Source organism: Mycobacterium sp. IDUB_28 (assembly GCF_055419285.1).
On the sequence record NZ_JBVAXK010000008.1, the window covers coordinates 133319 to 159757 of the forward strand.

At 65.9% G+C, this 26439-nt stretch carries 27 protein-coding genes and 1 other RNA gene; 18 read left to right on the top strand and 10 right to left on the bottom strand.

The window, feature by feature from the left end:
• Nucleotide 1 precedes the first annotated feature (1 nt).
• Complete coding sequence (locus ACZYZ9_RS18010; RefSeq protein WP_463827786.1) at nucleotides 2-526, top strand: N-acetyltransferase family protein; 525 nt, start codon at nucleotides 2-4, stop codon at nucleotides 524-526.
• Between the two features lie 10 nt (nucleotides 527-536).
• Here the strand turns inward: ACZYZ9_RS18010 and ACZYZ9_RS18015 are convergent, their stop codons facing one another.
• The 3 genes from ACZYZ9_RS18015 to hisN form a co-directional block, all read right to left on the bottom strand.
• The gene (locus ACZYZ9_RS18015) at nucleotides 537-1739 is read right to left on the bottom strand and encodes an acyl-CoA dehydrogenase family protein (RefSeq protein ID WP_463827630.1); all 1203 of its coding nucleotides are present in this window, start codon (nucleotides 1737-1739) and stop codon (nucleotides 537-539) included.
• Nucleotides 1740-1760: 21 nt separating this feature from the next.
• On the bottom strand, nucleotides 1761-3146 hold the full coding sequence (locus ACZYZ9_RS18020; protein ID WP_463827631.1) for an acyl-CoA dehydrogenase family protein: 1386 nt from the start codon (nucleotides 3144-3146) through the stop codon (nucleotides 1761-1763).
• Nucleotides 3147-3227: 81 nt separating this feature from the next.
• The gene (gene hisN, locus ACZYZ9_RS18025; RefSeq protein ID WP_463827632.1) at nucleotides 3228-4007 is read right to left on the bottom strand and encodes a histidinol-phosphatase; all 780 of its coding nucleotides are present in this window, start codon (nucleotides 4005-4007) and stop codon (nucleotides 3228-3230) included.
• A gap of 23 nt (nucleotides 4008-4030) precedes the next feature.
• Between hisN and ACZYZ9_RS18030 the strand changes: the two genes are divergently transcribed.
• The gene (locus ACZYZ9_RS18030) at nucleotides 4031-4363 is read left to right on the top strand and encodes a hypothetical protein (protein ID WP_463827633.1); all 333 of its coding nucleotides are present in this window, start codon (nucleotides 4031-4033) and stop codon (nucleotides 4361-4363) included.
• 92 nt (nucleotides 4364-4455) lie between these two features.
• On the opposite strand, the gene ACZYZ9_RS18035 is transcribed toward ACZYZ9_RS18030, so the two are convergent.
• Genes ACZYZ9_RS18035 through ACZYZ9_RS18045 form a run of 3 tightly spaced genes read right to left on the bottom strand, consistent with a single transcriptional unit; the run spans nucleotide 4456 to nucleotide 8207 of the window.
• Nucleotides 4456-5253, bottom strand: a complete 798-nt coding sequence (locus ACZYZ9_RS18035; protein ID WP_463827634.1) for a slipin family protein — start codon at nucleotides 5251-5253, stop codon at nucleotides 4456-4458.
• Nucleotides 5250-5873, bottom strand: a complete 624-nt coding sequence (locus ACZYZ9_RS18040) for a hypothetical protein (RefSeq protein ID WP_463827635.1) — start codon at nucleotides 5871-5873, stop codon at nucleotides 5250-5252. Before ACZYZ9_RS18040 ends, ACZYZ9_RS18035 begins: the two co-directional genes overlap by 4 nt.
• A 3-nt stretch (nucleotides 5874-5876) precedes the next feature.
• Nucleotides 5877-8207: a nitric-oxide reductase large subunit gene (locus tag ACZYZ9_RS18045; protein ID WP_463827636.1), complete on the bottom strand. Its 2331-nt coding sequence runs from the start codon at nucleotides 8205-8207 to the stop codon at nucleotides 5877-5879.
• A 178-nt stretch (nucleotides 8208-8385) separates the two neighbouring features.
• Here ACZYZ9_RS18045 and ACZYZ9_RS18050 point away from each other — a divergent pair, with 178 nt between their 5' ends.
• The 3 genes from ACZYZ9_RS18050 to ACZYZ9_RS18060 are packed head-to-tail and all read left to right on the top strand — an operon-like array spanning nucleotide 8386 to nucleotide 11553.
• Nucleotides 8386-9168 carry a universal stress protein gene (locus ACZYZ9_RS18050; RefSeq protein ID WP_463827637.1) on the top strand — a complete coding sequence of 261 codons (783 nt, stop codon included), beginning with the start codon at nucleotides 8386-8388 and terminating at the stop codon, nucleotides 9166-9168.
• A 22-nt stretch (nucleotides 9169-9190) separates the two neighbouring features.
• The gene (gene dosR, locus ACZYZ9_RS18055) at nucleotides 9191-9844 is read left to right on the top strand and encodes a hypoxia response regulator transcription factor DosR/DevR (protein ID WP_463827638.1); all 654 of its coding nucleotides are present in this window, start codon (nucleotides 9191-9193) and stop codon (nucleotides 9842-9844) included.
• Entirely contained in the window at nucleotides 9841-11553 is a 1713-nt protein-coding gene (locus ACZYZ9_RS18060) for a GAF domain-containing sensor histidine kinase (protein WP_463827639.1), read from the top strand. The genes dosR and ACZYZ9_RS18060 overlap by 4 nt, the downstream gene beginning before the upstream one ends.
• Here ACZYZ9_RS18060 and ACZYZ9_RS18065 read toward each other — a convergent pair whose 3' ends face one another.
• A complete protein-coding gene (locus ACZYZ9_RS18065; RefSeq protein ID WP_463827787.1) occupies nucleotides 11554-12531 on the bottom strand; it encodes an Acg family FMN-binding oxidoreductase in 978 nt (325 codons plus the stop codon).
• A 144-nt stretch (nucleotides 12532-12675) separates the two neighbouring features.
• On the opposite strand from ACZYZ9_RS18065, the gene ACZYZ9_RS18070 reads away from it, so the two are divergent.
• The gene (locus tag ACZYZ9_RS18070) at nucleotides 12676-14055 is read left to right on the top strand and encodes a WS/DGAT/MGAT family O-acyltransferase (protein ID WP_463827640.1); all 1380 of its coding nucleotides are present in this window, start codon (nucleotides 12676-12678) and stop codon (nucleotides 14053-14055) included.
• A gap of 19 nt (nucleotides 14056-14074) precedes the next feature.
• Here the strand turns inward: ACZYZ9_RS18070 and ACZYZ9_RS18075 are convergent, their stop codons facing one another.
• Entirely contained in the window at nucleotides 14075-14503 is a 429-nt protein-coding gene (locus ACZYZ9_RS18075) for a pyridoxamine 5'-phosphate oxidase family protein (RefSeq protein WP_463827641.1), read from the bottom strand.
• Nucleotides 14500-15495 carry an Acg family FMN-binding oxidoreductase gene (locus ACZYZ9_RS18080; RefSeq protein ID WP_463827642.1) on the bottom strand — a complete coding sequence of 332 codons (996 nt, stop codon included), beginning with the start codon at nucleotides 15493-15495 and terminating at the stop codon, nucleotides 14500-14502. The genes ACZYZ9_RS18075 and ACZYZ9_RS18080 overlap by 4 nt, the downstream gene beginning before the upstream one ends.
• Before the next feature lie 172 nt (nucleotides 15496-15667).
• On the opposite strand from ACZYZ9_RS18080, the gene ACZYZ9_RS18085 reads away from it, so the two are divergent.
• Together ACZYZ9_RS18085 and ACZYZ9_RS18090 are read left to right on the top strand one after the other, a co-directional pair.
• Nucleotides 15668-15871 (top strand): hypothetical protein, encoded by a 204-nt coding sequence (locus tag ACZYZ9_RS18085; RefSeq protein ID WP_463827643.1) that lies wholly within the window; start codon nucleotides 15668-15670, stop codon nucleotides 15869-15871.
• A gap of 10 nt (nucleotides 15872-15881) precedes the next feature.
• Nucleotides 15882-17468 carry an FAD-binding oxidoreductase gene (locus ACZYZ9_RS18090; protein WP_463827644.1) on the top strand — a complete coding sequence of 529 codons (1587 nt, stop codon included), beginning with the start codon at nucleotides 15882-15884 and terminating at the stop codon, nucleotides 17466-17468.
• Between the two features lie 3 nt (nucleotides 17469-17471).
• Here the strand turns inward: ACZYZ9_RS18090 and ACZYZ9_RS18095 are convergent, their stop codons facing one another.
• Entirely contained in the window at nucleotides 17472-18830 is a 1359-nt protein-coding gene (locus ACZYZ9_RS18095) for an FAD-dependent oxidoreductase (RefSeq protein ID WP_463827645.1), read from the bottom strand.
• 109 nt (nucleotides 18831-18939) lie between these two features.
• On the opposite strand from ACZYZ9_RS18095, the gene prfB reads away from it, so the two are divergent.
• The 10 genes from prfB (at nucleotide 18940) to ACZYZ9_RS18145 (ending at nucleotide 26428) form a co-directional block, all read left to right on the top strand.
• Nucleotides 18940-20055, top strand: a complete 1116-nt coding sequence (gene prfB / locus ACZYZ9_RS18100) for a peptide chain release factor 2 (RefSeq protein WP_463827646.1) — start codon at nucleotides 18940-18942, stop codon at nucleotides 20053-20055.
• Nucleotides 20045-21043, top strand: a complete 999-nt coding sequence (locus tag ACZYZ9_RS18105) for a mechanosensitive ion channel family protein (protein WP_463827647.1) — start codon at nucleotides 20045-20047, stop codon at nucleotides 21041-21043. Before prfB ends, ACZYZ9_RS18105 begins: the two co-directional genes overlap by 11 nt.
• Nucleotides 21040-21501, top strand: a complete 462-nt coding sequence (locus tag ACZYZ9_RS18110; RefSeq protein WP_463827648.1) for a hypothetical protein — start codon at nucleotides 21040-21042, stop codon at nucleotides 21499-21501. Before ACZYZ9_RS18105 ends, ACZYZ9_RS18110 begins: the two co-directional genes overlap by 4 nt.
• A gap of 44 nt (nucleotides 21502-21545) precedes the next feature.
• Nucleotides 21546-22235, top strand: coding sequence for a cell division ATP-binding protein FtsE (gene ftsE, locus ACZYZ9_RS18115; RefSeq protein WP_463827788.1), 690 nt, complete (start codon nucleotides 21546-21548; stop codon nucleotides 22233-22235).
• Nucleotides 22236-23129: a permease-like cell division protein FtsX gene (gene ftsX, locus ACZYZ9_RS18120; protein ID WP_463827649.1), complete on the top strand. Its 894-nt coding sequence runs from the start codon at nucleotides 22236-22238 to the stop codon at nucleotides 23127-23129.
• A gap of 2 nt (nucleotides 23130-23131) precedes the next feature.
• A complete protein-coding gene (gene smpB, locus ACZYZ9_RS18125) occupies nucleotides 23132-23629 on the top strand; it encodes an SsrA-binding protein SmpB (RefSeq protein WP_463827650.1) in 498 nt (165 codons plus the stop codon).
• Between the two features lie 28 nt (nucleotides 23630-23657).
• Nucleotides 23658-24503 (top strand): maleylpyruvate isomerase family mycothiol-dependent enzyme, encoded by an 846-nt coding sequence (locus tag ACZYZ9_RS18130; RefSeq protein WP_463827651.1) that lies wholly within the window; start codon nucleotides 23658-23660, stop codon nucleotides 24501-24503.
• Between the two features lie 148 nt (nucleotides 24504-24651).
• The gene (locus tag ACZYZ9_RS18135) at nucleotides 24652-25614 is read left to right on the top strand and encodes a ferritin-like domain-containing protein (protein ID WP_463827652.1); all 963 of its coding nucleotides are present in this window, start codon (nucleotides 24652-24654) and stop codon (nucleotides 25612-25614) included.
• A gap of 191 nt (nucleotides 25615-25805) precedes the next feature.
• Nucleotides 25806-26173, top strand: a transfer-messenger RNA (tmRNA) gene (gene ssrA / locus ACZYZ9_RS18140).
• A 33-nt stretch (nucleotides 26174-26206) separates the two neighbouring features.
• On the top strand, nucleotides 26207-26428 hold the full coding sequence (locus ACZYZ9_RS18145) for a hypothetical protein (RefSeq protein ID WP_463827653.1): 222 nt from the start codon (nucleotides 26207-26209) through the stop codon (nucleotides 26426-26428).
• The last annotated feature ends 11 nt before the right edge of the window (nucleotides 26429-26439 follow it).

Sequence of the window (26439 nt, forward strand, 5' to 3'; positions counted from 1 at the left end):
ACTGGTCCGCACCGCCACCGCCGCCGATGCCGCGGCCTGTGTCGAGATATACCGCCCCTACGTGCTGGACACCCCCATCACCTTCGAGACCGAAGTGCCGACCGTCGAGGACATGGCAGACCGCATCGAAGCGGCCCAGGTGGGTCACGAATGGCTGGTCCTCGAGGACGACGGGACGGTTGTCGGCTACGCCTACGCCAGCCGGTTTCACCCGCGTTCGGCCTACCGCTGGGCGGTGGAGACAAGCATCTATCTCTCACCGGATCGCAAGGCTTCGGGCGGTGGGCGCATGCTGTACACCGAATTGCTGAAACGTCTTGCCGGGCGGGGGTTCCGGCGGGTGTTCGCCTGCATCGCCCAGCCGAATGAGGCCAGCAACGAAATGCACGCAGCGTTCGGTTTCGAGCCGGTCGGCCACTTTCGCCGGGTCGGGTGGAAACTCGGGGCCTGGCACGACGTGCAGTGGTGGCAGCGCGACGCCATCTCGGCGGCGGACGAGGTGGACCCGCCCACCGAACTGGCCTGAGGGCCGGCGGTTACTTGAGTTCGGCCGAGGACAACCCGAGCAGGCGGCGGGCGACCACCAATTGCTGAATCTGTTGGGTGCCTTCGAAGATGTCCAGGATCTTGGAGTCCCGTCCCCACTTCTCCAGCAGCGTCTGCTCGGAATATCCGGTGGTGCCGGCTAATTCGACAGTCTTCAAGGTGACATCGGTGGCCATTCGGCCGGCTTTGGCCTTGCTCATCGACGCTTCTTTGGAATTGGGGATGCTGTTGTCGGCCTGCCACGCGGCGCGCAGCGACAGCAGGTAGCTGGCTTCCCAGTCAGACTCCATCCGCAAAAACTCGGCGGCGGCGGCACTTTGCACGTGCGAGGGCCGATCGTAGTCGATCTCGACCCCGGCGTTGGTGAGGATCTTGCGGATCTCCTCCAGCGCGGCGCGCCCGATGCCGACAGCCATGGCCGCCACGATCGGCCGCGTGTTGTCGAACGTCTCCATCACTCCGGAAAAGCCTTTGCCCACTTCGATTTCCGGGTTGCCCAGGATGTTGTCCCTGGGGATACGGGCGTTGTCGAAGCGGATCACCGCGGTGTCCGAACCCTTGATGCCGAGCTTGTGCTCGAGCCGCTCCACAGTGACGCCGGGGTGCTCGCGGGGTACGACGAAGGACTTGATTGCCGCCCGGCCGGCCGACTTGTCCACCGTGGCCCACACCACGATGTGGGTGGCGCGCGAACCTGCGGTGACGAAGATCTTCTCGCCGTTGATGACGTATTCGTCACCGTCGAGCCGCGCGGTGGTCGACACCGCCGCGGAGTCCGAGCCGAATCCGGGCTCGGTGATGGCCATGGCGGCCCACACCTTGCCGAAGCGTTCCAGTTGCTCCTCGGTGGCGACCGCGGAGATGGCCGCGTTGCCCAGACCCTGATAGGGGATGGACAGCATCATCGCCAGGTCGCCCCAGCTGGCCTCGAGGGTCTGCACCAGCGCGGCCATGTTCGCGCCGTTGTGATTGTCTTCTTTGCTGTCGGCACCGCGCAGTTCGCCGGCCCCGGCAAAGCTGAACGAGTCCGATGCTCCCTCGAACAGATTGATCAGCGTGTCGAGCTCGACCGGATAGGCGTGTTCCTTCAGGTCGTACTTGCGGGCGATGGGCCGCACCAGCTCGGCGACACCCTGGTGGGTCTTGGTGATCACCGCTTGCAGCTTGCCCGGTAGCTCCAGATTGATTGCCATGATGAGTCTTTCGCCTAGAAGTTAGATGACCACAACGCCCTCGGCGACGCCGATGGCCCGCAGATCGCGGTACCAGCGCTCGACCGGGTGTTCCTTGGTGTAGCCGTGGCCGCCGAGCAACTGCACGCCGTCCAGGCCGATTTGCATGCCCTTGTCGGAGGCGAATCGCTTGGCCAGTGCCGCTTCCCGGGCGAACGGTAGGCCCTGTTCGGCACGCGATGCGCCGCGCCAGGTGATCAACCGCAGTCCGTCGAGTTCGATGGCGATGTTCGCGCACATGAACGCGACGGCTTGCCGACGCGCGATCGGTTCGCCGAAGGCCTCGCGCTCCTTCACGTAGGGGACGACGTAGTCGAGCACCGCGTGGGAGGTTCCGACTGCCAGCGCGGCCCAGCCCAGCCGGGCAAGGGCGATCGCTTCGGAGTAGTCGGCGTCGGCCGCGTCGTCCTCGCCCAGTCGGGCGTCCAGTGGCACGGTCACTCCGGAAAGGTGGACCTGTCCCAGGGCCGCCGCGCGGATTCCCATGCTCGGGTCGGCCTGGACGGTCAGTCCTTTGGCGGTCGACTCGACGATGAACAATGCGGGCTTGCCGTTGAGCTGGGCGCCGATGATGAACAGTTCGGCGTCAGCGGCGGCCGGCACCAGGGACTTCACGCCGTCCAGGCGGTAGCCGGACGGGGTGCGCACCGCGGTGGTCCGCAGCCTGGTCGGGTCGAACAGCGGCTGCGGTTCGGCAATGGCCACGCATGCCTGCGGCACGTTCTCACCGGCGAACTCGCCGAGGTAGGTCGACTGCTGGTCGGCGCTGCCCCAGTGGGTCAGTGCGGCCGCGACGCCGCCGGGCGCCAGGATCGGCAATGCCTGTCCCATATCGCCGTATGCCAGCGCCTCGGCGACCAGCACGTTGGTGACCGAGGAGCGGTGCTCGGCGATGCCGTCGAAGTCCTCAGGGATGTTGATGGCGGTGATCCCGAGCTCGGCAGCCTTGGCGATCAGACCGGCCGGGTAGCTCGCGGCCTCGTCGGCGTCGTGGGCGGCCGGACGCAGAATCTCGCCGGCGAACTCCTCGACGGTCTCGACGATCATTTTCTGGTCGTCGTCCGGTGTCAGGTCGAAGTAGTTCTTGCCGCTGGCTTTCAGTCGGGTCGGTGTACCCCGCAGGTTCTGCACCCGCTTGAACTGGCGACCCGCGGCGGCAGTGGTGGTGAACAACTGCTTGGTGCCGTACCGCAGCGCCCGATTCAGCGGATCGCGTAACCGATATTTGTCCAGGAACTCCTGGCCGACGATCGGCGTGATCAGCGCGATGGCGACGTCGACGCCGGTGCGTTTGTGCGGTTTCATCCCGATCTGGCGGTCATCGCGCTTCTTGGTGCGCGATCGGCTTTTCGAAACTGTGTCGGTCATGTCAGCAGCCTCTGTCGTTGGGGCGTTGCGAATAACCGTATCTTACTCCAGAGTAAGATAGATAGGCCCGTGTTAGTTAGTTCACAGGCTGCGCAGGCTGTTCAGCACCCGGTCATGCAGCAGGCCGTTGGTCGCGACCGCGCTGCCGCCGTGCGGTCCCGCGGTGCCGTCCAGGCTGGTGAACCGGCCGCCGGCCTCGCGCACCACAATGTCCAGCGCGGCCAGGTCCCACACCGATACCTCTGGTTCGGCCGCGATGTCGACGGCCCCCTCCGCCAGCAGGCAGTACGACAGAAAGTCGCCGTAGGCACGTACCCGCCAGACGGTGTCGGTCAGCGCGATGAAGTGTTCACGCAGGCCGCGATCCGCCCATCCGGACAGGCTGGAGAACGACAGACTCGCCGAATCCAGTTCCGCGACAGCCGAAACCGACAGTCGGCGCGGGGCCGCCCCGTTGGCCGACGCGAATGCGCCGGCGCCGCTCGCCGCCCACCACCGCCGCTGCAATGCGGGTGCGCTCACCACACCGACGACCGGGACACCGTCGACCAACAGCGCGATCAGGCTGGCCCAGACGGGGACTCCGCGCACGAAATTCTTGGTGCCGTCGATCGGATCGATGATCCACTGTCGTCCGCTGAAAGCGGCCGTCCCGCCGAATTCCTCGCCGAGCACGTCGTCGCCGCGACGACCGACCGCAATTGCCTCACGCAGCTCGGCTTCGACGGTGCGGTCGGCGTCGGTCACCGGGGTCAGGTCGGGTTTGGTGTCGATGCGGAGGTCGAGCGCACCGAACCGGGCGCGCGTCACCGTATCGGCCCGGTCGGCCAGATCCAGCGCGAACTGCAGATCGTCGCTCATTCCTGCAGTCCTACCATGGCGGTATGTGGCAATTCCTGGCGTTGATCATGCTGCTGGCGGTGCTGGCGATGTTCATCGTGCCCCGGTTCATCAAGCCCGGGCCACGCGGCGCACTGGCCAGCGGCACCCTGCTTGTGACCGGGGTCAGCCCACGGTCAGAGGAAGCCGGTGAGCAGTTGGTCACCATCTCCGGCGTCATGAACGGGCCGACCGTCAACGAGCATCCGGTCTACCGGCAAATGGTCGTCGACGCCGATCAGTGGCCGACGATAGGACAGCAGTTTCCGGTCGTGTATTCGCCCAAAAATCCGGATAACTGGAACTTCGCGCCACCAGAGCAGCTGCCGGGCGAGTAGTGCATCGACGCTGGTCCGCCCGTGGCTGCGGCCGTAGCATTGCCCAGTGTGTGGGCGGGTGGTACTGGTGAACGCTGCCGTGAATTGACCCGTCAACCGTGGTGATTCACGGCATCCAGCGCGCCGCGCAGCGCGTCCGGGTTGCGCAGGAACGGCGTGATGATGTCGACGGGCAGCGGGAAGACCACGGTGGAGTTCTGATCGGCACCCAGCTCCAAAAGTGTTTGCAGATAACGCAGTTGCAGCGACGCCGGACTCTTCGAGAGCGTCTCGGCGGCCTGGCGCAACTCCTCGGACGCCTGCAGTTCGCCGCGGGCATTGATCACCTTCGCGCGGCGCTCACGCTCTGCCTCGGCCTCGCGGGCCATCGCCCGCTGCATCGACTCGGGAATCTCGACGTCCTTGATCTCCACTACGCGCACCTGCACACCCCAGGGTTCGGTCATCTTCTCGATGATGGTGCGCAGGTCGCTGTTCAGGTCCTCGCGGTGAGCCAGCAGCGTGTCCAGGTCGACGCGGCCCAGCAGCGAACGCAAGGTGGTCTGGGCGATCTGGGAGGTGGCCATCGCGTAGTTCTCCACGGCCAGAATCGCTTTCAGCGGTTCGGTGACCGAGAACATGACCACCGCGTTGACGCGGGCCGGCACGTTGTCGCGGGTGATCACCTCCTGCGGCGGGATGGTGAGCGTCACCAGGCGCTGGTCGACGCGAACCATTCGGTCCACCAACGGGATCAGGAACCGCAGTCCCGGCTGGTACAGCGGACGGATGTGACCCATCCGGAACACCACCCCGCGCTCGTACTCCCGTAGCACCGACAGCGAGACCACGGCGAGTCCGACGAGCAACACGATCCCGAGGACGACCACACCGATCACCAAACCGGTCATGTCTTGTTCTCCTTGCCTTCCCATCCTCCCCAGCGGGTGGAGTAGCGGTCGACCGCGGCAGCCACCTGGTCCTCGATCGCGGTCCGGTGTGGTAGGTGGTCCGGCGCGTTGGCCGGGGTGTTCCACAGGTGCCGGGCAAGCGGCAGCCCGAGCAGTGTGATCACCGTGATGGTGCCCGCCAACACCAGGACATCAGCCGGCGTGTGGTTGGTGACCATCATCGCCAGCGGTAGCACAATACCGAAAGCCGCTACGCTGCAAGCGATCCCGCGGTGAAAACGGCCGGCTTCCGAATGCGGCCACGGATCGACCTCACGGCTGATCTCGCGTCCGTGGTTCGACGTGGTGCAGGTGGACTTGACCGGGCAGCTGTTGCACACGAAGGGCAGTGCCCGGTAGCGCATCACCCGGTGCTTGGGATCGAACGAGGTCGGCCACAGCCAGTGATCCCGCGGGCACACCCAGGCGTCATGGTCGGGCCGGTAACTGAATTGCCCGCTGCGCCAAGCCGCTGCGCGTGCTGAGGCATGCCGTGCCATCAGGTCGAAACACCACCCGATGGCCAGCAGCAGCAGCGAATAGCCGGCGATCAGCCATACCGACGTCGCGGGCGCGGCCATCTCTCAGTCCTTCGCCGTTGTCGGCTCCACCGCGGTGTTCTCGGTGTACAGCGCATGTTCGGGCAGCTCGTCCACCGTTGTGCCGGACCGGAAGTTGCGCAGCGCCAGCAAGGCCATCCAGACGAACGGCAATATGCCACCGCCAATCAGGATGATGTCACCGGGCATCCGCAGCCATTCGAGTACCGCGTTGCCCGGTTTGGTGATGTAACCCAGGGTGCGCGCCTCGAAGTAGCCGTCGTTGACGGAGTGGTACAGCTGCATCACGCCCAATGGCAGCAGTGTGACGAACACCATCCAGGCGAGTCCGATGTTCATGCACCAGAACGAGATTCGGGCCAACTTCTCCGGCCACTTGTCGGCCGGGATCACATAGCGGAACGCGAACATCGCCAGTCCGACGGCGAGCATCCCGTAGACACCCATCATCGCGGCGTGACCGTGATTGGCCGTCAGCGCCGTGCCGATCTGGTAGTAGGACACCACCGGCAGGTTGATCAGGAACCCGAAGATACCGGCTCCCAAGAAGTTCCAAAATCCCACGGCCACCAGGAACATCACCGCCCAGCGGTGCGGGAACGGGTTGGCGTCACCGGATTGCTGGCGTGCGCCGAGTTGCAGGAACGCCCACGCCTCCACGGTGAGGAATGTCAACGGGATGACCTCCGCGGCGGAGAAGAACGCCCCAAGTGCCATGTGTTCCACTGGCGTTCCGGAGAAATACAGGTGATGCATGGTGCCGATGACGCCGCCGGCCGAGTACAGGATGACGTCGAGGAAGATCACCCCGAGCGCGATGCGTTCCCGCACCACACCCAGCAGCACGAACATGTACGCCACCATCACGGTGGTGAACAACTCCAGGAAGTCTTCGACCCACAGGTGCACCACCCAGAACCGCCAGAAGTCGGCGACGGTGTAGTGGGTGTCGCTGGTGGCCAGCAGGCCGACGGCGTAGAACGCCGGAATCGCCAAGCCGGAGAAGAAGAACAGCCACGGCATGTTCATCTTCGACTCACCCTTGAGTCGGGCGCGGATGCCGCGCCAGATGATCGCGATCCACACGAACAACCCGACGACGAGCAGGATCTGCCACAACCGCGGCAGGTCGAGATACTCCCACTGCTGGGAGAACAGCCCGCCTTCGGGGATGACACCGTAAATGGACAGGGCTTCGCAGGTCAGTGAGCCGAACACCACCAGCGCGACCGCGCCCAGCAGGATGTAGGCAAGCAGCGCTTGACGTTTCGGCTCGCGACGCGCGATGAACGGCACCAGGAAGATACCGCCCGCCAGGAACGCTGCCGCCGTCCAGAACAGGGCCAACTGCAGATGCCAGGTGCGGGCCAGGTTGTAGGGCAGTATCCGGGCCAGATCAAAGCCGAAGAACGTCGACAGGTCGGCGCGGTAGTGCTCGGCCGCCGCACCCAGCAGCGCCTGGGCCAAGAAGAGCACCGAAACGACCGCGAAGAACCAGATGGTGGCTCGTTGGGCCGGCGTCAGGCCCACCTCACCGGGTTGCCGGAAAGACAGCGTAGAGGTCTCAGCGCCGTGCCAACCGACCTTCTGGCTCCAGCGGCCGTAGACGGCGAACATGATGCCGATACCGCCCAGCAGCGCGATCAGCGACAGCGCCGACCACACGATGACCGCCGCGGTAGGACCGTTGTCGACGCGCTGCTCGGCCGGCCAGTTGTTGGTGTAGGTGTATTTGTGCCCGGGCCGTTCGGCCGCGGCTGCCCAAGCGGTCCAGGCGAAGAACGCCGTCAACTGACGAATCTGCGTCTTGTCGGTGATCAGGTGCGGCAACAACCCGTATTTGGTGGAGTTCTCACCGAAATAGGCTGCGTAATGATTTTGCAGGTGGTCGAAGGCCGCGGCCTGGTGAGCGGTGAAGGACAGCGTCTTGGTGTCGGGGTTGTAGCGGTTGGTGCGGAATTCGGTGACAACTCGTTGGCGCGGATCTGCGACGCCTTCGGCGCGAAATTGGTCGGCGACGTCGTCGGTCGCCATGCGCAGGTATTCGGCGGTGTAGTCGGGTCCCAGATAGGCGCCGTGACCCAGCACCGACCCGTACTGCATCAGCCCGCGGGCCTGAAAGAGCTCTTGGCCCTTGGTGATGTCGTCGCTGGTGAACAGTGTTTGTCCGGTTTCGCTGACCACCTTGTCCGGCATCGGCATGGCCGCCGTGTAGGTCCGGTAGGCCAGGATGCCCATGACCAGGAAACCGAAGATCATCACCAGGGCAACCCCCTGGACCCAGCCCTTACCCACTAGCGGCTGGGCGGACGGCTGAGCGGGATTCGGCGTGGACGATACCTCTTGAACAGCCATTTGCAGGATCTCCTGTCTGGGCGATGGGCTGTATCGCCGGGCGCTGGCAATGGTATTTGCGCGCTCACCTGGTGGCTAGGGACTAATGGCCCGGATCCGGGGACCAACTCCTCTGGGAATCGATCCGGCCCGCTCCTAACGTTCGGATTAGCCGGAAAGACCGAAGGAGGAGACCACGATGAGCGGCCGCGAGCCTGGTCCTGCAATCGTCGTCGGTATCGACGGATCGAAGGCCGCGTTGCACGCGGCGGTGTGGGCCACCGATGAAGCCATTGAGCGTGATGTTCCGCTGCGACTGATCTACGTCATCGATGCGTTGCAGAGCGCCGGGATCGAAAGGTGCCGGGCGGCCGCGCGCGCCGCGCTGTACGACGCCTTCCGGGCGATCAGAGCAACCGGCAGCGACGTCACCGTCGAAACCGACATCCGATGGGGTAAACCGCTCAACAAGTTGATGCAGGAGTCCAGGTCGGCCGCGCTGATCTGTGTCGGCTCGATCGGCCTCGCCCATGCCCGTAGCGGCCAGGGATCGGTCGCGGGCGCCCTGGCGGGATCGTCGCTGTGCCCCGTGGCAGTGATCCACCGCAGGCCCGACGGCAGCACAACCCCCGAGATCAGCCGGGTGGTCGTGGAGGTGGAGAATGGTTCGGTGCTGCGACACGCGTTCCGGGAGGCCCGGCTGCGGGAAGTCCCGTTGCGTGCCGTTTCGGTGCAGGCGAAGCGCACCACTGATCAGAACGGTTTACAGCAGGCACAATTGGACCGCCGCTTGAGCAGGTGGACGCGGTTGTATCCCGATGTCCGGGTCGAGTCGGCGGTGGTGCCCGGCCATTCCTGCCGCTACCTGGCCGACTACGCCGGACCGGGGCAGCTGTTCGTCACCGACGCGCATACCGCGCAGGTGTGCAGTGTCTACAACGCGGGATCCTCGGTGCTGACCGTGCGGTGCAGCAACTTGTAGGGACCGAATTCGGAGGGGCGCGTTGGTAAGAGTCTTCCTGGTCGACGACCACGAGGTGGTGCGGCGCGGTCTCATCGACTTGCTCGGCGCTGACCCCGAACTCGACGTCGTCGGCGAAGCCGGCTCGGTGGCCGAGGCGATGTCACGGATACCGGCGGCCAACCCCGACGTGGCGGTCCTCGATGTCCGGTTGCCCGACGGCAACGGCATCGAACTGTGCCGAGATCTGTTGTCCCGCATGCCCGAATTGCGATGCCTGATCCTGACCTCCTACACCTCTGACGAGGCGATGCTGGATGCGATCCTGGCCGGCGCCAGCGGGTACGTGGTCAAAGACATCAAAGGCATGGAGCTGGCCCACGCCGTCAAGGAGGTGGGTGCGGGCCGGTCATTGCTCGACAATCGAGCGGCCGCGGCCCTGATGTCCAAACTGCGGGACGCCACCGAGAAGCCTGACCCGTTGTCGGGCCTCACCGACCAGGAACGCACGCTGCTGGGCCTGCTCAGCGAGGGTCTGACCAACAGACAGATCGCGGACCGGATGTTCCTCGCCGAGAAGACGGTGAAGAACTACGTCTCCCGGTTGCTGGCCAAGCTCGGCATGGAACGGCGCACCCAAGCCGCCGTGTTCGCAACGGAATTGAAGCGCTCGCGGTTACCCGGTGACGGACGATGAACCAGGACGAGCCGAGCCTGCACCCGTTCCGGCAGACGTTGTCCCAGCTGCGGCTGCGCGAGCTGCTGGTCGAGGTGCAGGACCGGGTCGAGCAGATCGTCGAGGGCCGCGACCGGCTCGACGGTCTGCTCGAGGCGATGTTGGTGGTCACCTCGGGTCTCGAGCTCAACGAAACGTTGCGCAGGATCGTGCGCTCGGCGACCAATCTCGTCGACGCCCGCTACGGCGCGCTCGAGGTGCACGATCGGGACAACCGGGTCCTGAACTTCGTCCACGAAGGCATCGATCCGGAAACTGTCAAGCGGATCGGCCACCTGCCCGAGGGGCTCGGTGTCATCGGGCTACTCATCGACGAACCCAAAGCGCTACGGCTGGACGACCTTTCGCGACATCCGGCCTCGGTTGGATTCCCCGAGCACCACCCGCCGATGCGGACGTTCCTCGGGGTACCGGTCCGGGTGCGCGACATCTCATTCGGAACGCTGTATCTGACCGACAAGACGAACGGACAACCGTTCAGCGAAGACGACGAGGTCCTGGTGCAGGCGCTGGCCGCCGCCGCCGGTATCGCCATCGCCAACGCACGGCTGTACCAACAGGCCAAGGCGCGCCAGTCGTGGATCGCGGCGACCCGCGACATCGCCACCGAGTTGCTGTCCGGCACCGAACCTGCCACGGTGTTCCGGCTGGTCGGCGAGGAGGCGATCAGCCTGACTGCAGCCGACGCCGCGCTGGTCGCGGTGCCGCTCGACAGCAGCGCAACGGCCGCCGACGTCTCGGAGTTGCTGGTGATCGAGACGGTCGGTAGCACGGTCGAAACCATTGCCGGACAGACCATTCCGGTGGCGGGCACCGCGTTGGGCGAGGTATTCGTCAACGGCACGCCGCGACAGATCGCCCGGCTGGACCTGGACGGCGCAGCGGGGCCGCTCGCCGCAGGACCAGCGCTGCTGCTGCCGCTGCGCGCCGCCGACACCGTCGCCGGCGTCGTCGTGGTGTTGCGTCAGGGTGCAACGCAATCCTTCACCGACGACCAACTCGAAATGATGGCCGCGTTCGCCGATCAGGCCGCACTGGCCCTGCAATTGGCCACCTCGCAGCGCCGCATGCGCGAACTCGACATCCTGACCGACCGCGACCGCATCGCGCGCGACCTGCATGACCACGTGATCCAGCGGTTGTTCGCGGTCGGGCTGTCCCTACAGGGGACCGTGCCCCGGACCATGGAACCCGAAGTGCGGCAACGGCTCTCCGAGGCGGTCGACGATCTGCAGGCGGTGATCCAGGAGATCCGGACCACCATCTTCGATCTACACGGCGCCTCGCAGGGCATCACTCGGTTGCGGCAGCGAATCGACGCCGCCGTCAGCCAATTCGCCGCAGCCGGATTGCGTACCTCTGTGCAATATGTCGGCCCGCTGTCCGTCGTGGACAGCGCATTGGCCGAGCACGCCGAGGCGGTGGTCCGGGAAGCGGTGAGCAACGCCGCGCGCCACTCGCAGGCCACCACCCTGACAGTGCGGGTGCGCGTCGACGACGACCTGTGCATCGAGGTCAGCGACAACGGCCGCGGCATGCCGGGTGACTACACCGGCAGCGGTCTGATCAATCTGCAGCGTCGGGCCGAGGAGTCGGGTGGTGAGTTTCTCGTCGAGAACCTGCCCACCGGCGGCACGTTGCTGCGCTGGTCGGCACCGTTGCTCCAATAACTATTCGGGCCAGTCGACGACGCGCGCCAACCGGCGCCGAGGCGTCGCCGGCAGCGGGTCGGCGTTGATCGGGGCCCAGCCGACGCGCAGCAGCATCTGCGGGTAGCCGCGGGCGCCGAACACGTCGGCGCGGATCGCGTCGCGGGTCGCCGCGATCTCCAGCGGTTCGGTGATCGGGCAGCACGCCAGACCCATCGCGGTGGCGGTGAGCAACACGATGCTGGTGGCTTCCCCGGCGCGCAGTTGCGCCAACCGGTCGTCGTTCTCGGTGCCCAGCGCCAGGATGGTGCTGCTGTCGTCAGCGGGGGAGATGCCCGACGGTTGCGCCAGCCCAGGTCCGGCGAACAGGCGGCCAGGAATCGGGGAGCTGGGGTCCGACGGCGGAGCGCTGCGGGCCGGAACACCGGCCACCGCGCCGTACCGGCCACTCCACGTGGTCAGCTCGCGCATGTAGGCGTCGTTACCGGCATGGTCCGAAACCGCCTTGCCCACAATCTCTTTCATTCGGTCCAGCGCGTCGATCTGGCGCAGCATGACTCCGCTGCGCGCAGCCCGGGCGGCCATCTGCGCGACGTCGCCGCCAGGTACCGGCCAGGAACTGTAGGCACGGCGATCGGTTCGCCGCCGCGGAATGGCCGCCGCCAGTGCGATGTCAGGCTGGTCGGGAGGCTGCGGCACCACCTCGAGGGTGGCCAGGTGACGCGAGTTGTCGGGATCGGGGAACCGACTCACCTTCGCGTGCCAACCCATCGACGCCAACGCGACCACGCAGTGATGCAGCGCGACACCGCAACTGATGATCAGATCGCGCCCGTCCGGGTCGGTGTTCTCCAGCTGCATCTCCGGCTCGGAGAACAGCTCCAGACGTGCGGCACGCACCCGCCAGCGCCACGGCTGGGTGTTGTGAATCGACGGTGCGCGGGTGGCCAGAGTGAGGACCGTCCGCAGCGTGTCGGCATCGGGGAACTGGGCGTTCATGGGTGCCGAGCCCTTCCTATCGATGACTGTGGTCATCGTTTTAGGATCGTCCGCCGGCCGCTGCCAGGGCAGGGCACGAAGCCCCGGCGGTGTGGGACCTTTGGCCCTGCTGCACCCGGCCTGCACCGGCGGATAGTAATAATCATGGAGCACCTGAGCAGCTTGGACGCCGGGTTTCTGAAGGCCGAGGACGCTGATTCTCGGGTGAGCCTGGCCATCGGAGGTCTCGCGCTCATCGAAGGCCCGGCCCCCGAGCAGGACGCATTGCTTTCGTCGTTCAGCGAACGCATCCGCGGTTGTCCGCGGTTCGGGCAACGGCTGCGGTTGCATCCGCTGGATCTCGGCGCACCTGAGTGGGTGGTGGATCCTGACTTCGACATCGAGCGGCACATACGGCGCGTCGCGCTACCGCATCCCGGTGGCGACCGGGAGCTGTTTCGGTTGATCGCCGATGTGATGGCGCGGCGGCTGGACCGCGATCGGCCGCTGTGGGAGGTCTGGGTCATCGAGGGACTCGCCGACGAGCGCTGGGCGATGCTGACCAAGCTGCACCATTGCATGGCCGACGGCATTGCGGCCACGCACCTGCTGAGCGGGTTGTGTGATGACGGCGTGGGCGGCCACAGTTTCGCCCACAGCGCCGTCCGCGCGAGGGAAAAGCCTTCCGCCCCGAGGACAACACTGATCGGTGGATTGTTGAACACCTCGGCCGCGCTGACCGCGGGGATCGTCCGCGCCGTGCAGGGCGCGAGTGAGATCGCGGCAGGCTTGTTGAGGCCGGCTGCGTCGTCGCTCAACGGACCGCTGTCGGATCTGCGCCGGTACAGCGGGGCGCGGGTGGCCATGGCCGACATCGACCTGATTTGCCGGACGTTCGACGTGACTGTCAATGATGTTGCGCTGGCGGCGATTACCGAAAGCTACCGCAACCTCATGATCGAACGCGGTCTGAAGCCGGTGCGCGATTCGCTGCGCACGCTGGTACCGGTTTCGGTTCGGTCGGCCGACGCGTTCGACAAGACCGACAACCGGGTGTCGTTGATGCTGCCGAATCTGCCGGTGGACGAAGAGAATCCGGTGCAGCGGCTGCGGACCGTGCATGACCGGTTGGGCCGGGCCAAGGCCAGCGGCCAGCGGCAGGCGGGAAACCTGTTCGTGTCCTTGGCAAATCGTATTCCCTTTGCGCTAAGCGCGTGGACGGTCGGATTACTGATGCGGTTGCCGCAACGAGGCGTGGTGACAGTGGCGACGAACGTACCGGGACCGTCCCGGCCGCTTCGGGTCATGGGCAGGAACGTCGTCGGGCTCTACCCCGTCCCGCCCCTGGCCATGGACCTGCGGACCGGCGTGGCGATGCTCAGTTACGCCGACCACCTGTTCTTCGGAATCCTTGCCGACTACGACGTGGTGGCCGACGTCGACCAACTGGCCCGCGGCATCGAAGCCGCGGTGGCGCGTCTGGTGGCAATCAGCAAGCGCCGCAGGAATCCTCCCAGCCGCGGGCCGCTGTCACTGGTCGTGTGAAAGGCGCGGACCCGAACCGCTATGACGCCGTCTCGTTGCGGTCGGGCTCCGGGCCGAACTCGAACCGGCGGCCGGTGACGTCGCTCGGGGTCACCCGCACGTAATTGGGCTTGTTCGTTGCCGTCCACGGATACAGCCCGGCGCGGTCGGCTTTTTCGATGTCGGCCTCGGACTTCAACAGTTGGGCGCGACCGCGCACGATCACGCTCCAGCCCTCGACGACGTTGTGGTCGTCGGCCTCGAAGAGCACGGTGCGATTGGCGACCGCAGAGAACAGTTTGGTGCCTTCGGCAGTCCGGAACAGCACGGTGCGGTCCTGCGCCACGTAGTTGACGGGGAAGATTTCCGGCTCGCCGGCAAAGTTGGTCACCAGCCGACCGAGCGAGGCGGTGCCCAGCAGGTCCCAGCTTTCGCTCTCGGACAGGATGGTGAATGGCTCGTCGGTCATCGGCTCAGCCTTTCGGGTGACGAGTGGCGGATTTCCAGGACGGCAGCCAGCGGACGGCGCGGTGTCGGTGCCGGTCGGGGCTCCATCATGGGGGATACCCCGACGCGGATGAGCAGTTGCGGCTCGCCGCGCCCCCCGATCAGTTCACGCACGATGGCGCGACTCTGGGACGATTCGATCAGGTGGGTCAAGGTGCAGGTCGCCATTCCGGTCATGGTGCACTCCAATAGCACCGTCGAGAGTACTTCGCCGCACTGCAGCACATCGGCTCTCGTGTCCTGCGGTGTCGACAGAATCAGAATCGTCGACCAGTCGGCGGCGATCTCCGGACGCCGGTCCCGGTGGTCCCGGACCGGAAATTCCCGCGCGACATCGACCCGTCGGCGCTCGGTCTCGGACGGCAGGGCGGTTGCCGGCATTCCCTGCGCAAGCGTGAATTGTGAAGTCCACCAATCGAGTTCGGCGTGATACGTGGTGTCGTCGCGACGAAGTGCCGCGCTGAGCCGCGACGCCTGCACCAGGCGGTCGCGGTCCTGGTCGGCCAGGACGTCGAGCGCAACGGCGTCGTCGGCGAGAACGCTGCGCAGTACCGGTTCGAAATCGGCCCAGTTTCTGGGGGCGTCGAAGGGCAGCCGATCGGTGCGGCGGTGCAGAATTGCCGCCGCCCGGGTGTGCTGCGCCGGGGTGACGTGATCGAGCGGACTGAAATGCATCGTCGCCACATGCGCAGGGTCGTTCGGGTTCGGAAAGCGGGCGACGCCGGTGCGCCAACCCGCAGCGGTCATCGCGACGCGGAAATGGTCAAGTGCGCTGCCGCAGCTGAGGAGGGCTTGGCGGCCCGAAGGGTCGGCGGCCGGCACCGTCCGGTTGCGATCGGCGAAGAGGTGGACCGCCCCGTCCTCGACGACCCATCGCCAGGGTTGGCTATTGTGCACCGACGGCGCCCGGCAGGCCAGCTGGACTGCGTTTCTGACGACTTCGAGGTCCACCATGACGACGTTACGGCTGACACTTTCGGACCGGTAGGGACCTTGGTCATAATCACCAGCGGTACCAACAGTTTTCAGGCATTCCGACGCGGATCGCCGCGGCGGTCGCCGGTCGGAGCCGACGAACCTGAATGACTCCGCTTGCAATGTCGTGCCCACCTGGCATTCTGAACGGATGGCAGGCAAGGAGATCGATCCGATTCGGGCCAAGAGTGCGCTGGCCGTGATCAGGCAGAACCCGGGGATCGTCCTGTTCGCGGTGTCGCCGCTGATCGGCGTGGTGGCCGTCGTCTGGTACCTGCTCGGTGCCGGCTGGGGTATCGCGTTGGCGCTGGCGCTGCTGGTCGGCGGCGGTGCCTTCGTCATGCTCAAGCGCTGACGAGTCCGGCATGCGTTCGTGGTGGGGGTGGGGCACACTCGAGCAGGCCCTCACCGATCAGGAGACCAAGGACCTGGTGGCCCGGATGGCGGCCATGCTGCCCGGACAGGATCTGACGGACCACCGTCCGCCGGATCCGGCCGCGCTCGGGCTGCCCGGGCCCCGAATCACCCCGCCCGCGACGTTGAGCGCGCTGTGTTCGGCGCATCTCATCGACCGGGTGGGCCACGCGCGCGGCAAGGCGTTTCGGGACGTGGCGCGCAACCTGCAGGGCACCATCGATCATGTCCCCGATCTGATCGTGCGGCCGCGACGCGAGCAGGACGTGATCGACGTACTGGATTGGTGTGGGCGGGAAGGGATTTCGGTCATACCCTACGGCGGAGGCAGCTCGGTGGTGGGAGGCGTCGAGCCGCGCTTCGAGGGGCCCGCCGTCACCCTCGATATCAGCGCGATGAGCGCCGTGGTCGAGGTCGACGCCGTCAGCCGCGCCGCCCGAATCCAGGCCGGCGCGCTCGGCCCGTGGATCGAAGACCAACTCCGCCGCCACGATCTGACGCTGCGGCACTTTCCGCAGTCGTTCGCCTTCTCCAGCCTCGGCGGCTGGCTGGCCACCCGCGCCGGCGGGCATTTCGCCACGCTGTACACCCACATCGACGACCTCACCGAATCGGTGCGGGTGGTCACCCCCACCGGGATCAGCGAATCGCGGCGGCTACCGGGGTCCGGGGCGGGCCCGTCCCCGGACCGGCTGTTCATCGGCTCCGAGGGCACCCTCGGCGTCATCACCGAAGCCTGGATGCGGTTGCAGAACCGGCGCCGCTGGCAGGTCACCGCGTCGGTCGCGTTCGACCACTGGGCCGGCGCCGTCGCTGCGACCCGGTCAGTCGCGCAAGCCGGGCTCTTCCCGGCGAACTGTCGGCTACTAGATCCCGCCGAAGCGTTCCTCAACGCGGGCACGTCGGTCAGCGGCGGGCTTCTGGTGCTGGCTTTCGAATCCGCGGATCACCCGATCGACCCGTGGCTCACCCGGGCGCTGGAGATCGCCGCCGAATACGGCGGCACGGTGATTTCGCGCCGGAGCCGCGACTCCGACGGCGACAAGTCCAGCGAGACGGCCGACGCCTCGGAGTCCTGGCGTTCGGCGTTCTTGCGGATGCCGTATCAACGCGACGCCATGGCACGCCGCGGCGTCATCGCTGAAACCTTCGAAACCGCCTGCACCTGGGATGGATTCGACGCTCTGCATGCCGCGGTCACCGACGCCGCCCGGGCCGCGATCAGCCGGGTCTGCGGCACCGGAGTGGTGACCTGCCGGTTCACCCACGTCTACCCTGACGGACCGGCGCCGTACTACGGCATCTATGCGGGCGGCCGGTGGGGATCGCTGGACGCGCAGTGGGACGAGATGAAAGCCGCTGTGTCCGAGGCGATCAGCGCCACCGGAGGCACCATCACCCACCACCACGCGGTCGGTCGCGATCACCGGCCGTGGTACGACCGGCAACGTCCCGGCCCGTTCGCCGCGGCGCTACGTGCGGTGAAGCACACGCTGGACCCGGCGGGGATCCTCAACCCCGGAGTGCTGGTGGGATAGCGATCAGCCGTGCCCGATGTGCAGCAGTTTGGCGAGGTTGGCCAGTTTCACCCGCGGACGCCCGTGCGGTTCGCCCGCCGACCGCTCGAACTGGTCGATGAGATCCCAGTGGGCTGAGGTGACCACTTTCGGTTGGCGTTCGAGCAACCAGTCGGCGAGCTTGGCGGCATGGTCCTCGGGCCGTTCGGCAGCCCTGGCTTCGGCCAGGTCGGCCAGCACCGTGTCGACGGTGTCCTGGGAGTCGGACTTGTTGGTCCCGATCACCCCGGTGGGGCCGCGCTTGATCCAGCCGACGACGTACTCGTTGCGGCTGCCGTCGATCCGGCCGTCGCTGTGCGGGATGGTGCCCCGCTTTTCGTCGAACGGCAAACCGGGCGTCGGCTTGCCGCGGTAGCCGACCGAGCGCACCACCAGTTGCACCGGCAGTTCCTCGCGCTCGCCGGTGTCCTTGGCCGACACCCAGCCGTTGTCGTCGGTGACCAATTCGTTGCGGCCCAGGACGATTCGCTCGACGCGTTCGTCGCCCTTGATCTCGATCGGAGATGTCAAGAAGCGGAACACAATTCGCCGGTGGCCCGGTCGCGGCTCCCGCTGCGCGTAGTCCCGCAGCACTTTGATGTTCTGCTTGGTCGTCTTGCCTGCGGCCTCGGCGGCCTCGTCGGTGATGTCGGCGAACTGGGCGGGGTCCACGATCACGTCGACCCCGTCGAGCTCACCCAACTCGCGCAACTCCAGCGTGGTGAACGCCGTCTGGAGCGGACCGCGGCGCCCGATGACGACCACCTCTTCCACACCGCGCGGTCGCAGCGATTCCAGCGCGTGGTCGGCGATGTCGGTCTGTCCCAGCACGTCGGGGTCGGTGACCAGGATGCGGGCGACGTCGATCGCAACGTTGCCGTTGCCGATCACGACGGCCCGGGCGCCGGACAGGTTCGGTGTCTTCTCCTCGAAATGCGGGTGGGCGTTGTACCAGCCGACGAAGTCGACGGCGGAGATGCTGCCGGGCAGATCCTCGCCGGGGATGTTCAACGGTTTGTCCGACTGCGCGCCGACGGCGTAGATCACCGCGTCGTACTGCTCGGCGAGCTCACTGGCGTGCACGTGCTCGCCGACCACCACGTTGCCGAAAAAACGGAAACGCGGATCACCGGCGATCTTCTCGAACTGTTTGCTGATCGATTTGATCTTGGGGTGGTCGGGGGCGACGCCGGACCGCACCAGGCCCCACGGGGTGGGCAGCATCTCGAGCATGTCGACCGCGACAGTGAGGTCGTCGGACGCGTCGGCGGCCTTGAGCAGGGATGCGGCGGCAAAGAAACCCGACGGACCGGAGCCGACGATCGCAACATGATGGGAACGCATGTCGTGCCTTCTGTTCGTGCTCGACTGCACGCGAGGGCCGGCGTCACAGTCGAGCGTTGCACTGATGGTCTCCTGATGCTAGACGGTGCTGCCGGTAACGTGGGCGCCTGTGGAACTTGACCGTCAAGCAGAAATCGCCGCTCTGGACTCCACCCTCACCACGGTGGAACGGGTGCTCGATGTGGACGGTCTGAAGAGCCGGATCGAAAAGCTCGAAAAGGAAGCGTCCGACCCTAATCTGTGGGACGACCAGGCGCGCGCGCAGAAAGTCACCAGTGAGCTGTCGCACACCCAGGGTGAGCTGCGCCGGATCGAAGAGTTGCGGCAACGCCTCGACGACCTGCCGGTGCTGTACGAACTGGCCACCGAAGAAGAGGGAGCCGAGGGCGATTCCGCGCTCGCCGAAGCCGACGCCGAGCTCAAGGCGTTGCGCGCCGACATCGAAGCCACCGAAGTGCGTACTTTGCTGTCCGGCGAGTACGACGAACGTGAGGCCTTGGTCACAATTCGCTCCGGAGCGGGCGGGGTCGACGCCGCCGACTGGGCCGAGATGCTGATGCGGATGTACATCCGGTGGGCTGAACAGCACAAATACGGCGTTGAGGTGTTCGACACGTCCTACGCCGAGGAGGCCGGGATCAAGAGCGCGACCTTCGCCGTGCACGCACCGTTCGCCTACGGCACTCTCTCGGTCGAACAGGGCACCCACCGTCTGGTGCGCATCAGTCCGTTCGACAACCAAAGTCGACGTCAGACGTCTTTCGCGGAGGTGGAGGTGCTCCCGGTGGTGGAGACCACCGACCACATCGAAATCCCCGAAGGCGACCTGCGGGTCGACGTCTACCGGTCCAGCGGGCCGGGCGGGCAATCGGTCAACACCACCGACTCGGCGGTTCGACTCACCCACATCCCAACCGGTATCGTCGTCACTTGCCAGAACGAGAAGTCGCAACTGCAGAACAAAGTTTCGGCGTTACGAGTGCTTCAGGCAAAGTTGTTGGAGCGCAAGCGTTCCGAAGAACGCGCGGAGTTGGACGCCCTGAAAGGTGACGGCGGCAGCTCCTGGGGAAACCAGATGCGGTCCTATGTACTGCACCCATATCAGATGGTCAAGGATCTGCGCACCGAGTTCGAAGTGGGCAATCCTGCGGCTGTCTTGGACGGAGACATCGACGGGTTCCTGGAAGCAGGGATCCGCTGGCGTAACAGAAAAGATGACGACTAATACAACGGCTATTTCTTTGAGGCTCGCCGATGCGGCGCAGCGCTGGCACGACTTCTGGCGCGGTCAGATCGGCGAATGGATCATCACCCGGGGCCTGCGGATCGCCATGCTGGTGATCGCGGCCATACTCGCCGCGCGGTTGGTGCAGTGGGTCGCCCAGCGGGTGACCAGCCAACTCGACGAGGGCTTCGCCGAAAGCGACGCCCTGGTCCGCTCGGAGGCAACCAAACACCGCCAGGCGGTCGCATCGGTGATCTCCTGGGTGTCGATCGTGCTGATCTCGATCGTGGTGATCGTGCAGATCGGCAGCGTGCTGCAGTTCTCGGTGGGCGGATTGATCGCGCCGGCGACAGTGGTGGGCGCCGCGCTGGGCTTCGGGGCCCAGCAGCTGGTCAAGGACCTGCTCTCGGGCTTCTTCATCATTGTCGAGAAGCAGTACGGGTTCGGTGACCTGGTGTCGCTGACGGTCTCGGGGATCGCCGCCGAGGCCCGCGGCACCGTGGAGAACGTGACCTTGCGGGTCACCCGGCTGCGCTCCTCGGACGGGGAGCTTTTCACCATTCCCAACGGTTCGATCGTCAAGACGATCAACCTGTCCAAGGACTGGGCGCGCGCGGTGGTCGACATCCCCGTCTCGACCAGCGCCGACCTCAACCGGGTCAACGAAGTCCTGCATCAGGAGTGCGAGCGGGCACTCGAGAACCCGCAGCTGGGCGACCTGCTGCTGGACGCGCCGACGGTGATGGGTGTCGAGAGCATCGAACTCAGCACCGTCACACTGCGGCTGGTGGCCCGCACCCTGCCGGGCAAGCAGTTCGAGGCCGGCCGCCAGTTGCGGGTGCTGGTCATCCGGGCACTGGCCAAGGCGGGCATCGTGACGGCGGCCGATGCCACCGTGGGCGTCGTCGACGACGGCGGTGTCGCCGATCCCGAGGCCGGTGAGGGAACCGACCTGGACAAGTCCGCGGGTCAGGTGACGCGCCGATGAAACTCGAACTGAACCTGCTGAACAAGCGGCGGGAACCGGGGGAGCGTCGGGCGCCGAGTCACCTGTTCGGTGGTCGTGTCCGCACGTCGACCATCGTCTTGATGGTGGCGTTCCTGGCCATCTGGTGGGCCTACGAGACGTACCGCCCGCAGGAGCAGGCGCCGAGCCCCGCCCCGTCGTCGCAAATGGTCCCGCCGGGTTACGTGCCGGACCCCGACTACACCTGGGTGCCGCGCACCAGGGTGGAGCAGCCGCAGCGCACGCTGACGCCGACACCCACCACCACCACGACGACGACGCCGCCGCCACCGCCGCCGACGACGACCACGACGACGACCACGCCGTTGATCCAGTTGCCGTGCATCCCGCCGTTCTGCACGCCGACGTCGACGCCCAGTCCGATTCCGTCAGCGCCACCGCAGCAACCGGGACCCGTCCCGCCGGCGCCGGCTCGCTGATTCTCGCGGCCCGGCGAGACACCCCGCTACACTGGCGTGCCGTGATGATCACCCTGGAACATGTCACCAAGCAGTACAAATCGTCCGCGCGTCCAGCCTTGGACGACGTCAACGTCCAGATCGACAAGGGTGAGTTCGTGTTCCTCATCGGTCCGTCCGGGTCGGGCAAGTCGACGTTCATGCGGCTGCTGCTGGCGGCGGAGACACCCTCGTCCGGGGACATCCGGGTCTCGAAGTTCCACGTCAACAAGCTCAGCGGCCGTAACGTTCCGAAGCTGCGTCAGGTGATGGGCTGCGTGTTCCAGGACTTCCGGTTGCTGCAACAGAAGACCGTGTACGACAACGTCGCCTTTGCGCTGGAGGTCATCGGCAGACGCACTGACACGATCAACAAAGTGGTGCCCGACGTGCTCGAGACGGTCGGACTGTCGGGCAAGGCCAATCGGCTGCCGCACGAGTTGTCCGGCGGCGAGCAGCAGCGGGTGGCGATTGCGCGGGCGTACGTCAATAAGCCGCTGGTGCTGCTGGCCGACGAGCCCACCGGGAACCTCGACCCCGACACCAGTAAGGACATCATGGATCTGTTGGAGCGGATCAACCGCAACGGGACGACGGTGTTGATGGCGACACACGACCACCACATCGTCGACGCGATGCGGCAGCGGGTGGTCGAGTTGTCACTGGGCAGGCTGGTTCGTGACGAACAGCGCGGCGTCTACGGGATGGATCGCTAAGTGCGCTTCGGATTCCTATTCAACGAGGTCCTGACCGGCCTGCGTCGCAACGTCACCATGACGATCGCGATGATCCTGACCACCGCCATCTCGATCGGGCTGTTCGGCGGCGGACTGCTGGTGGTGCGACTGGCCGACAATTCGCGGGCCATCTATCTCGATCGCGTCGAGACGCAGGTTTTTTTGACCAATGACATCTCGGCCAACGACACGAGCTGCACCGGCGATCTGTGCAAGGCGCTGCGGAACAAGATCGAGACCCGGCAGGACGTCAAGTCGGTGCGCTTCGTCAACCAGCAGACCGCCTACGACGACGCGATGCGCAGGTTCCCGGAGTTCAAGGATGTCGCCGACAAGGACTCCTTCCCGGCCTCGTTCATCGTCAAGCTGTACAGCCCCGAGCAGCACAGAGACTTCGTCGCCGCCATAGAGGGGCAGCCCGGCGTGCGGGACACCCTCAACCAGAAACAGCTGATCGACCGGCTGTTCGCCGTGCTGGACGGTCTGAGCAAGGCGGCGTTCGCCGTCGCACTGGTCCAGGCGGTCGGGGCGATCCTGCTGATCGCCAACATGGTTCAGGTCGCCGCCTTCACCAGGCGCACCGAGATCGGCATCATGCGACTCGTCGGAGCCAGCCGCTGGTACACCCAACTGCCGTTCCTGGTGGAGGCCATGCTGGCCGCCACGATCGGCGTGGTGATCGCCATCCTCGGCCTGATCGGCGTGCGGACCTTCTTCCTGGAAGGGGCGTTGAGCCAGTTCTATGAAGCCCATTTGATCGCCAAGGTCGACTACGCCGACATCCTCTACATCGCGCCGTGGTTGTTCCTGGTCGGCGTGGCGATGGCCGGCTTGACCGCCTATGCCACGCTGCGGCTCTACGTCCGGCGGTAGCCGTGGCCAACAAGCCCCAGTCCAAGCGACGCGCAGACGGCAAACAAATCATCGCCAGCAATCGCAAGGCCCGGCACAACTATTCAATCCTCGAAGTGTTCGAGGCCGGGGTGGCGCTGCAGGGCACCGAAGTCAAGAGTCTGCGCGAGGGGCATGCCTCATTGGTCGATGCGTTCGCCACCGTTGACGACGGCGAGATCTGGTTGCGCAACGTACACATTCCCGAATACCGGAACGGCAGCTGGACCAATCACGCACCGCGGCGCAACCGCAAGCTGCTGTTGCACCGTCGGGAAATCGACGGGCTGATCGGCAAGATCAGGGAAGGCAACTACGCCCTGGTGCCGCTGTCGATGTATTTCTACGAAGGCAAAGTCAAGGTCGAACTGGCGCTGGGCCGCGGCAAGCAGGCGCACGACAAGCGTCAGGATCTGGCCCGTCGTGACGCGCAGCGGGAAGTGGTCCGGGAGTTGGGCCGTCGGGCCAAAGGCATGGCCTGAGCGGTTCCGGCACGTCTAGGATCCGAGGATGGCCGACCGCCCCGTGACCGTGCTCGACAAAACCACAGTGCTGGCGGGCCTTTTCGCCGTGTGGGACGACATCGACGCGCTTGCCGACGGTCTCTCCGAGGCGCAGTGGGAGACCCCGAGCGCGCTGACCGGCTGGGACGTCAAAGCGGTGGTGTCGCACATCATCGGCACCGAGTGCTTCCTGCAGGGCATCAGCCCGCCGGAGCCCGATATCGACGTCAAGTCACTCGATCATGTGCGCAACGACATCGGCGTGATGAACGAGTGCTGGGTGCGCAGTCTCAGCAAGGAATCCGGCGCCGAGGTGCTCCGCCGATTCCGGGAGGTGACCAACACCCGGCGCAACGTGCTCGCCGACCTGTCCGACGCCGACTGGCAGGCGGTGCTGCCCACGCCGGCGGGCATGGACAGTTACGGACGGTTCATGCGGATCCGGGTCTTCGACTGCTGGATGCACGAGCAGGACATCCGGATCGGGTTGGACCGGCCGTCGTCCGACGCGCAACTGGACGGCCCCGCGGCACGGTTGTCACTCGACGAGATGGCGGCGAGCATGGGGTTCGTGGTCGGCAAACTGGCCAAGGCGCCGGAGGGGTCGCGGGTGTTGTTCGAGCTGACCGGCCCGCTGGCGCGTTCGGTTCGGGTCAGCGTCGACGGCCGCGCGCAGGTGGTCGACGACTTCGGTGGTGCGGAGCCGACGGCGACGCTGCGGCTGGATGCGCTGCAATTCACCCGGCTCGGCGGTGGGCGTCCGTTGTGTCCGTCGCGCGATCAGGAGATCGAGTTCAGGGGCGACCTTGAGGTCGCGCAGCGCATCGTTGAGCGAATGAATTTCGTTATCTGACACCGCGATTCGCCTCGCGAATGGCCTGCGCCGGGCCGGCAATGCGACATAGGTCACATCTGTCGAATAGATGTGGTCAACCCAGCCACGCCGGGTAGCCGACTGCAAGGAAGCTTTGGCTATTCAATCGCTGGGAGGCGAATCTCAAATGACTGCACCAGATTTGACCAGACTGCTCGCGCAGCTGCGTACCCTGCTCGACCTGACCAACACCGAAATCCAGATCGCGGAAACCCGCGTGGCACAAGCACGTACGGACGCGGTGCGCCGTGAACTCGCCCAGAACGCCGAGAACGGGCGCAAGCGGGCCGAAGCCCTCGAGTCCGCGGTACGGGATCTCGGCGGCTACCCAGACGTCATCGCGCCCCTGCTGGGCCGCGCCACCGCGTTGGTGAAGGCGCTGACCGAACAGGCTGAGCCGTTCGACGAAGCGCTGCTCGGTGACCTGGCCCTGGAGGACCAGCTACTGGACCGCGCCCGCTACACCAAGGCGCTGGCGATCGCCGCGAAGCGCAAGGACATCGAGGAACTGGCGGAACGGCTGATTACCGCTCACTCGGCGACGGTGGACTGGTTGACGACGGTGCTGGCCGAAGACGCGCTCGGTGGGCCTGCGGCCCTGCGGCGCACCCCGACGCAGATGGCAGCGGGGGCGGCGGTCCGGTGGGTCAACCTGCCGGTCTCCTGGTCGGCTCGCGGTCTGGAGCGGGCCGTCGACGCGCTGCGCAACCGGGGTCTGACGCTGAACGACCTGGTCAAGCGGACCGGGAACGCGGGCGAGATCGCCGCAAAAGCGCTGTCCGCCTCGCAAAGCGCGGCACTGAAGGCCGCCGAGCGGGTGACCCGCTCGGAGGGGGCCGACGAAGCCGCGGACGCCGTGCATTCGGGACGCGCCGCGGCGGGGGTTCTGGACGCGAGTGAGTTGCCCGTCGAGAACTACGACGAGCTCAACGTGGGCGATGCCGTAACGGCGATCAAGGATCTGACCGAGGCCGGTGACGTGCGTGTGGTCTTGGCCTACGAGGAGGCGCACAAGAACCGTCAGGGCGTGGTCTCGGCCGCGCAGACGCGCGTTGCCGCAATCGCGAAAGAGGCCGTCGGCATCAGCTGACCTGCTTATCAGCACTCCGAGTACCCCCGAGACCAGCAATGATCGGGGGTACTCGGCTTGTCGGGGGCCGCATCGTCCAGGTGCTTCGTGACCCGATCGGAAACAAAATCGCGTTGCCGCTAGTTCTAACCGGCGTACCATAGGGAGTCCTGCCGGAGACCCGGCAGGGATGTTCGAAGTTAACAAGACAAGGGGCTGAACGGTTTCGACTTCGCGCATCGAATCAAGGGAAGCGTGCCGGTGCAGGCAAGAGACCACCGTAAGCGTCGTTGCAACCAATTAAGCGCCGAGTCACATCAGCGCGACTACGCTCTCGCTGCCTAAGCGACAGCTAGTCTGTCGGACCGGGAACGCCCTCGACCCGGACCCCGGCATCAGCTAGAGGGATCCACCGATGAGTTCGGTCGCGGGACTCATCGGGACACCAACAGCGACTGGGATCGTCATCCTGGCTAGTTCGCGTGACCAGGAGATCCGAGCAGAGGCATAGCGGACTGCGCACGGAGAAGCCTTGAGGGAATGCCGTAGGACCCGGGTTCGATTCCCGGCAGCTCCACCGATTTAATTTGCAATTCTGTAGCCGCTTCAAGCTATGGCGATCGGCTCGTCAACGATTCCGGGGGCGTCTGTTCTCGAACGCCCCGCATACCGCGACCTTCGCGGTGCCGTCCTCATAGATGGTCGGCAGTCATCGCTGTCCTTCAAGGAACGCGACCAAGCCGAAGGATTTGGAGCGCTGCTATCGATGGAATTGATGAGCGCGACGAAAACGCCCTGGCCGATCATGGCCGATCATGCCAACGAAAGCCGTTAAAGCCCCTCGGG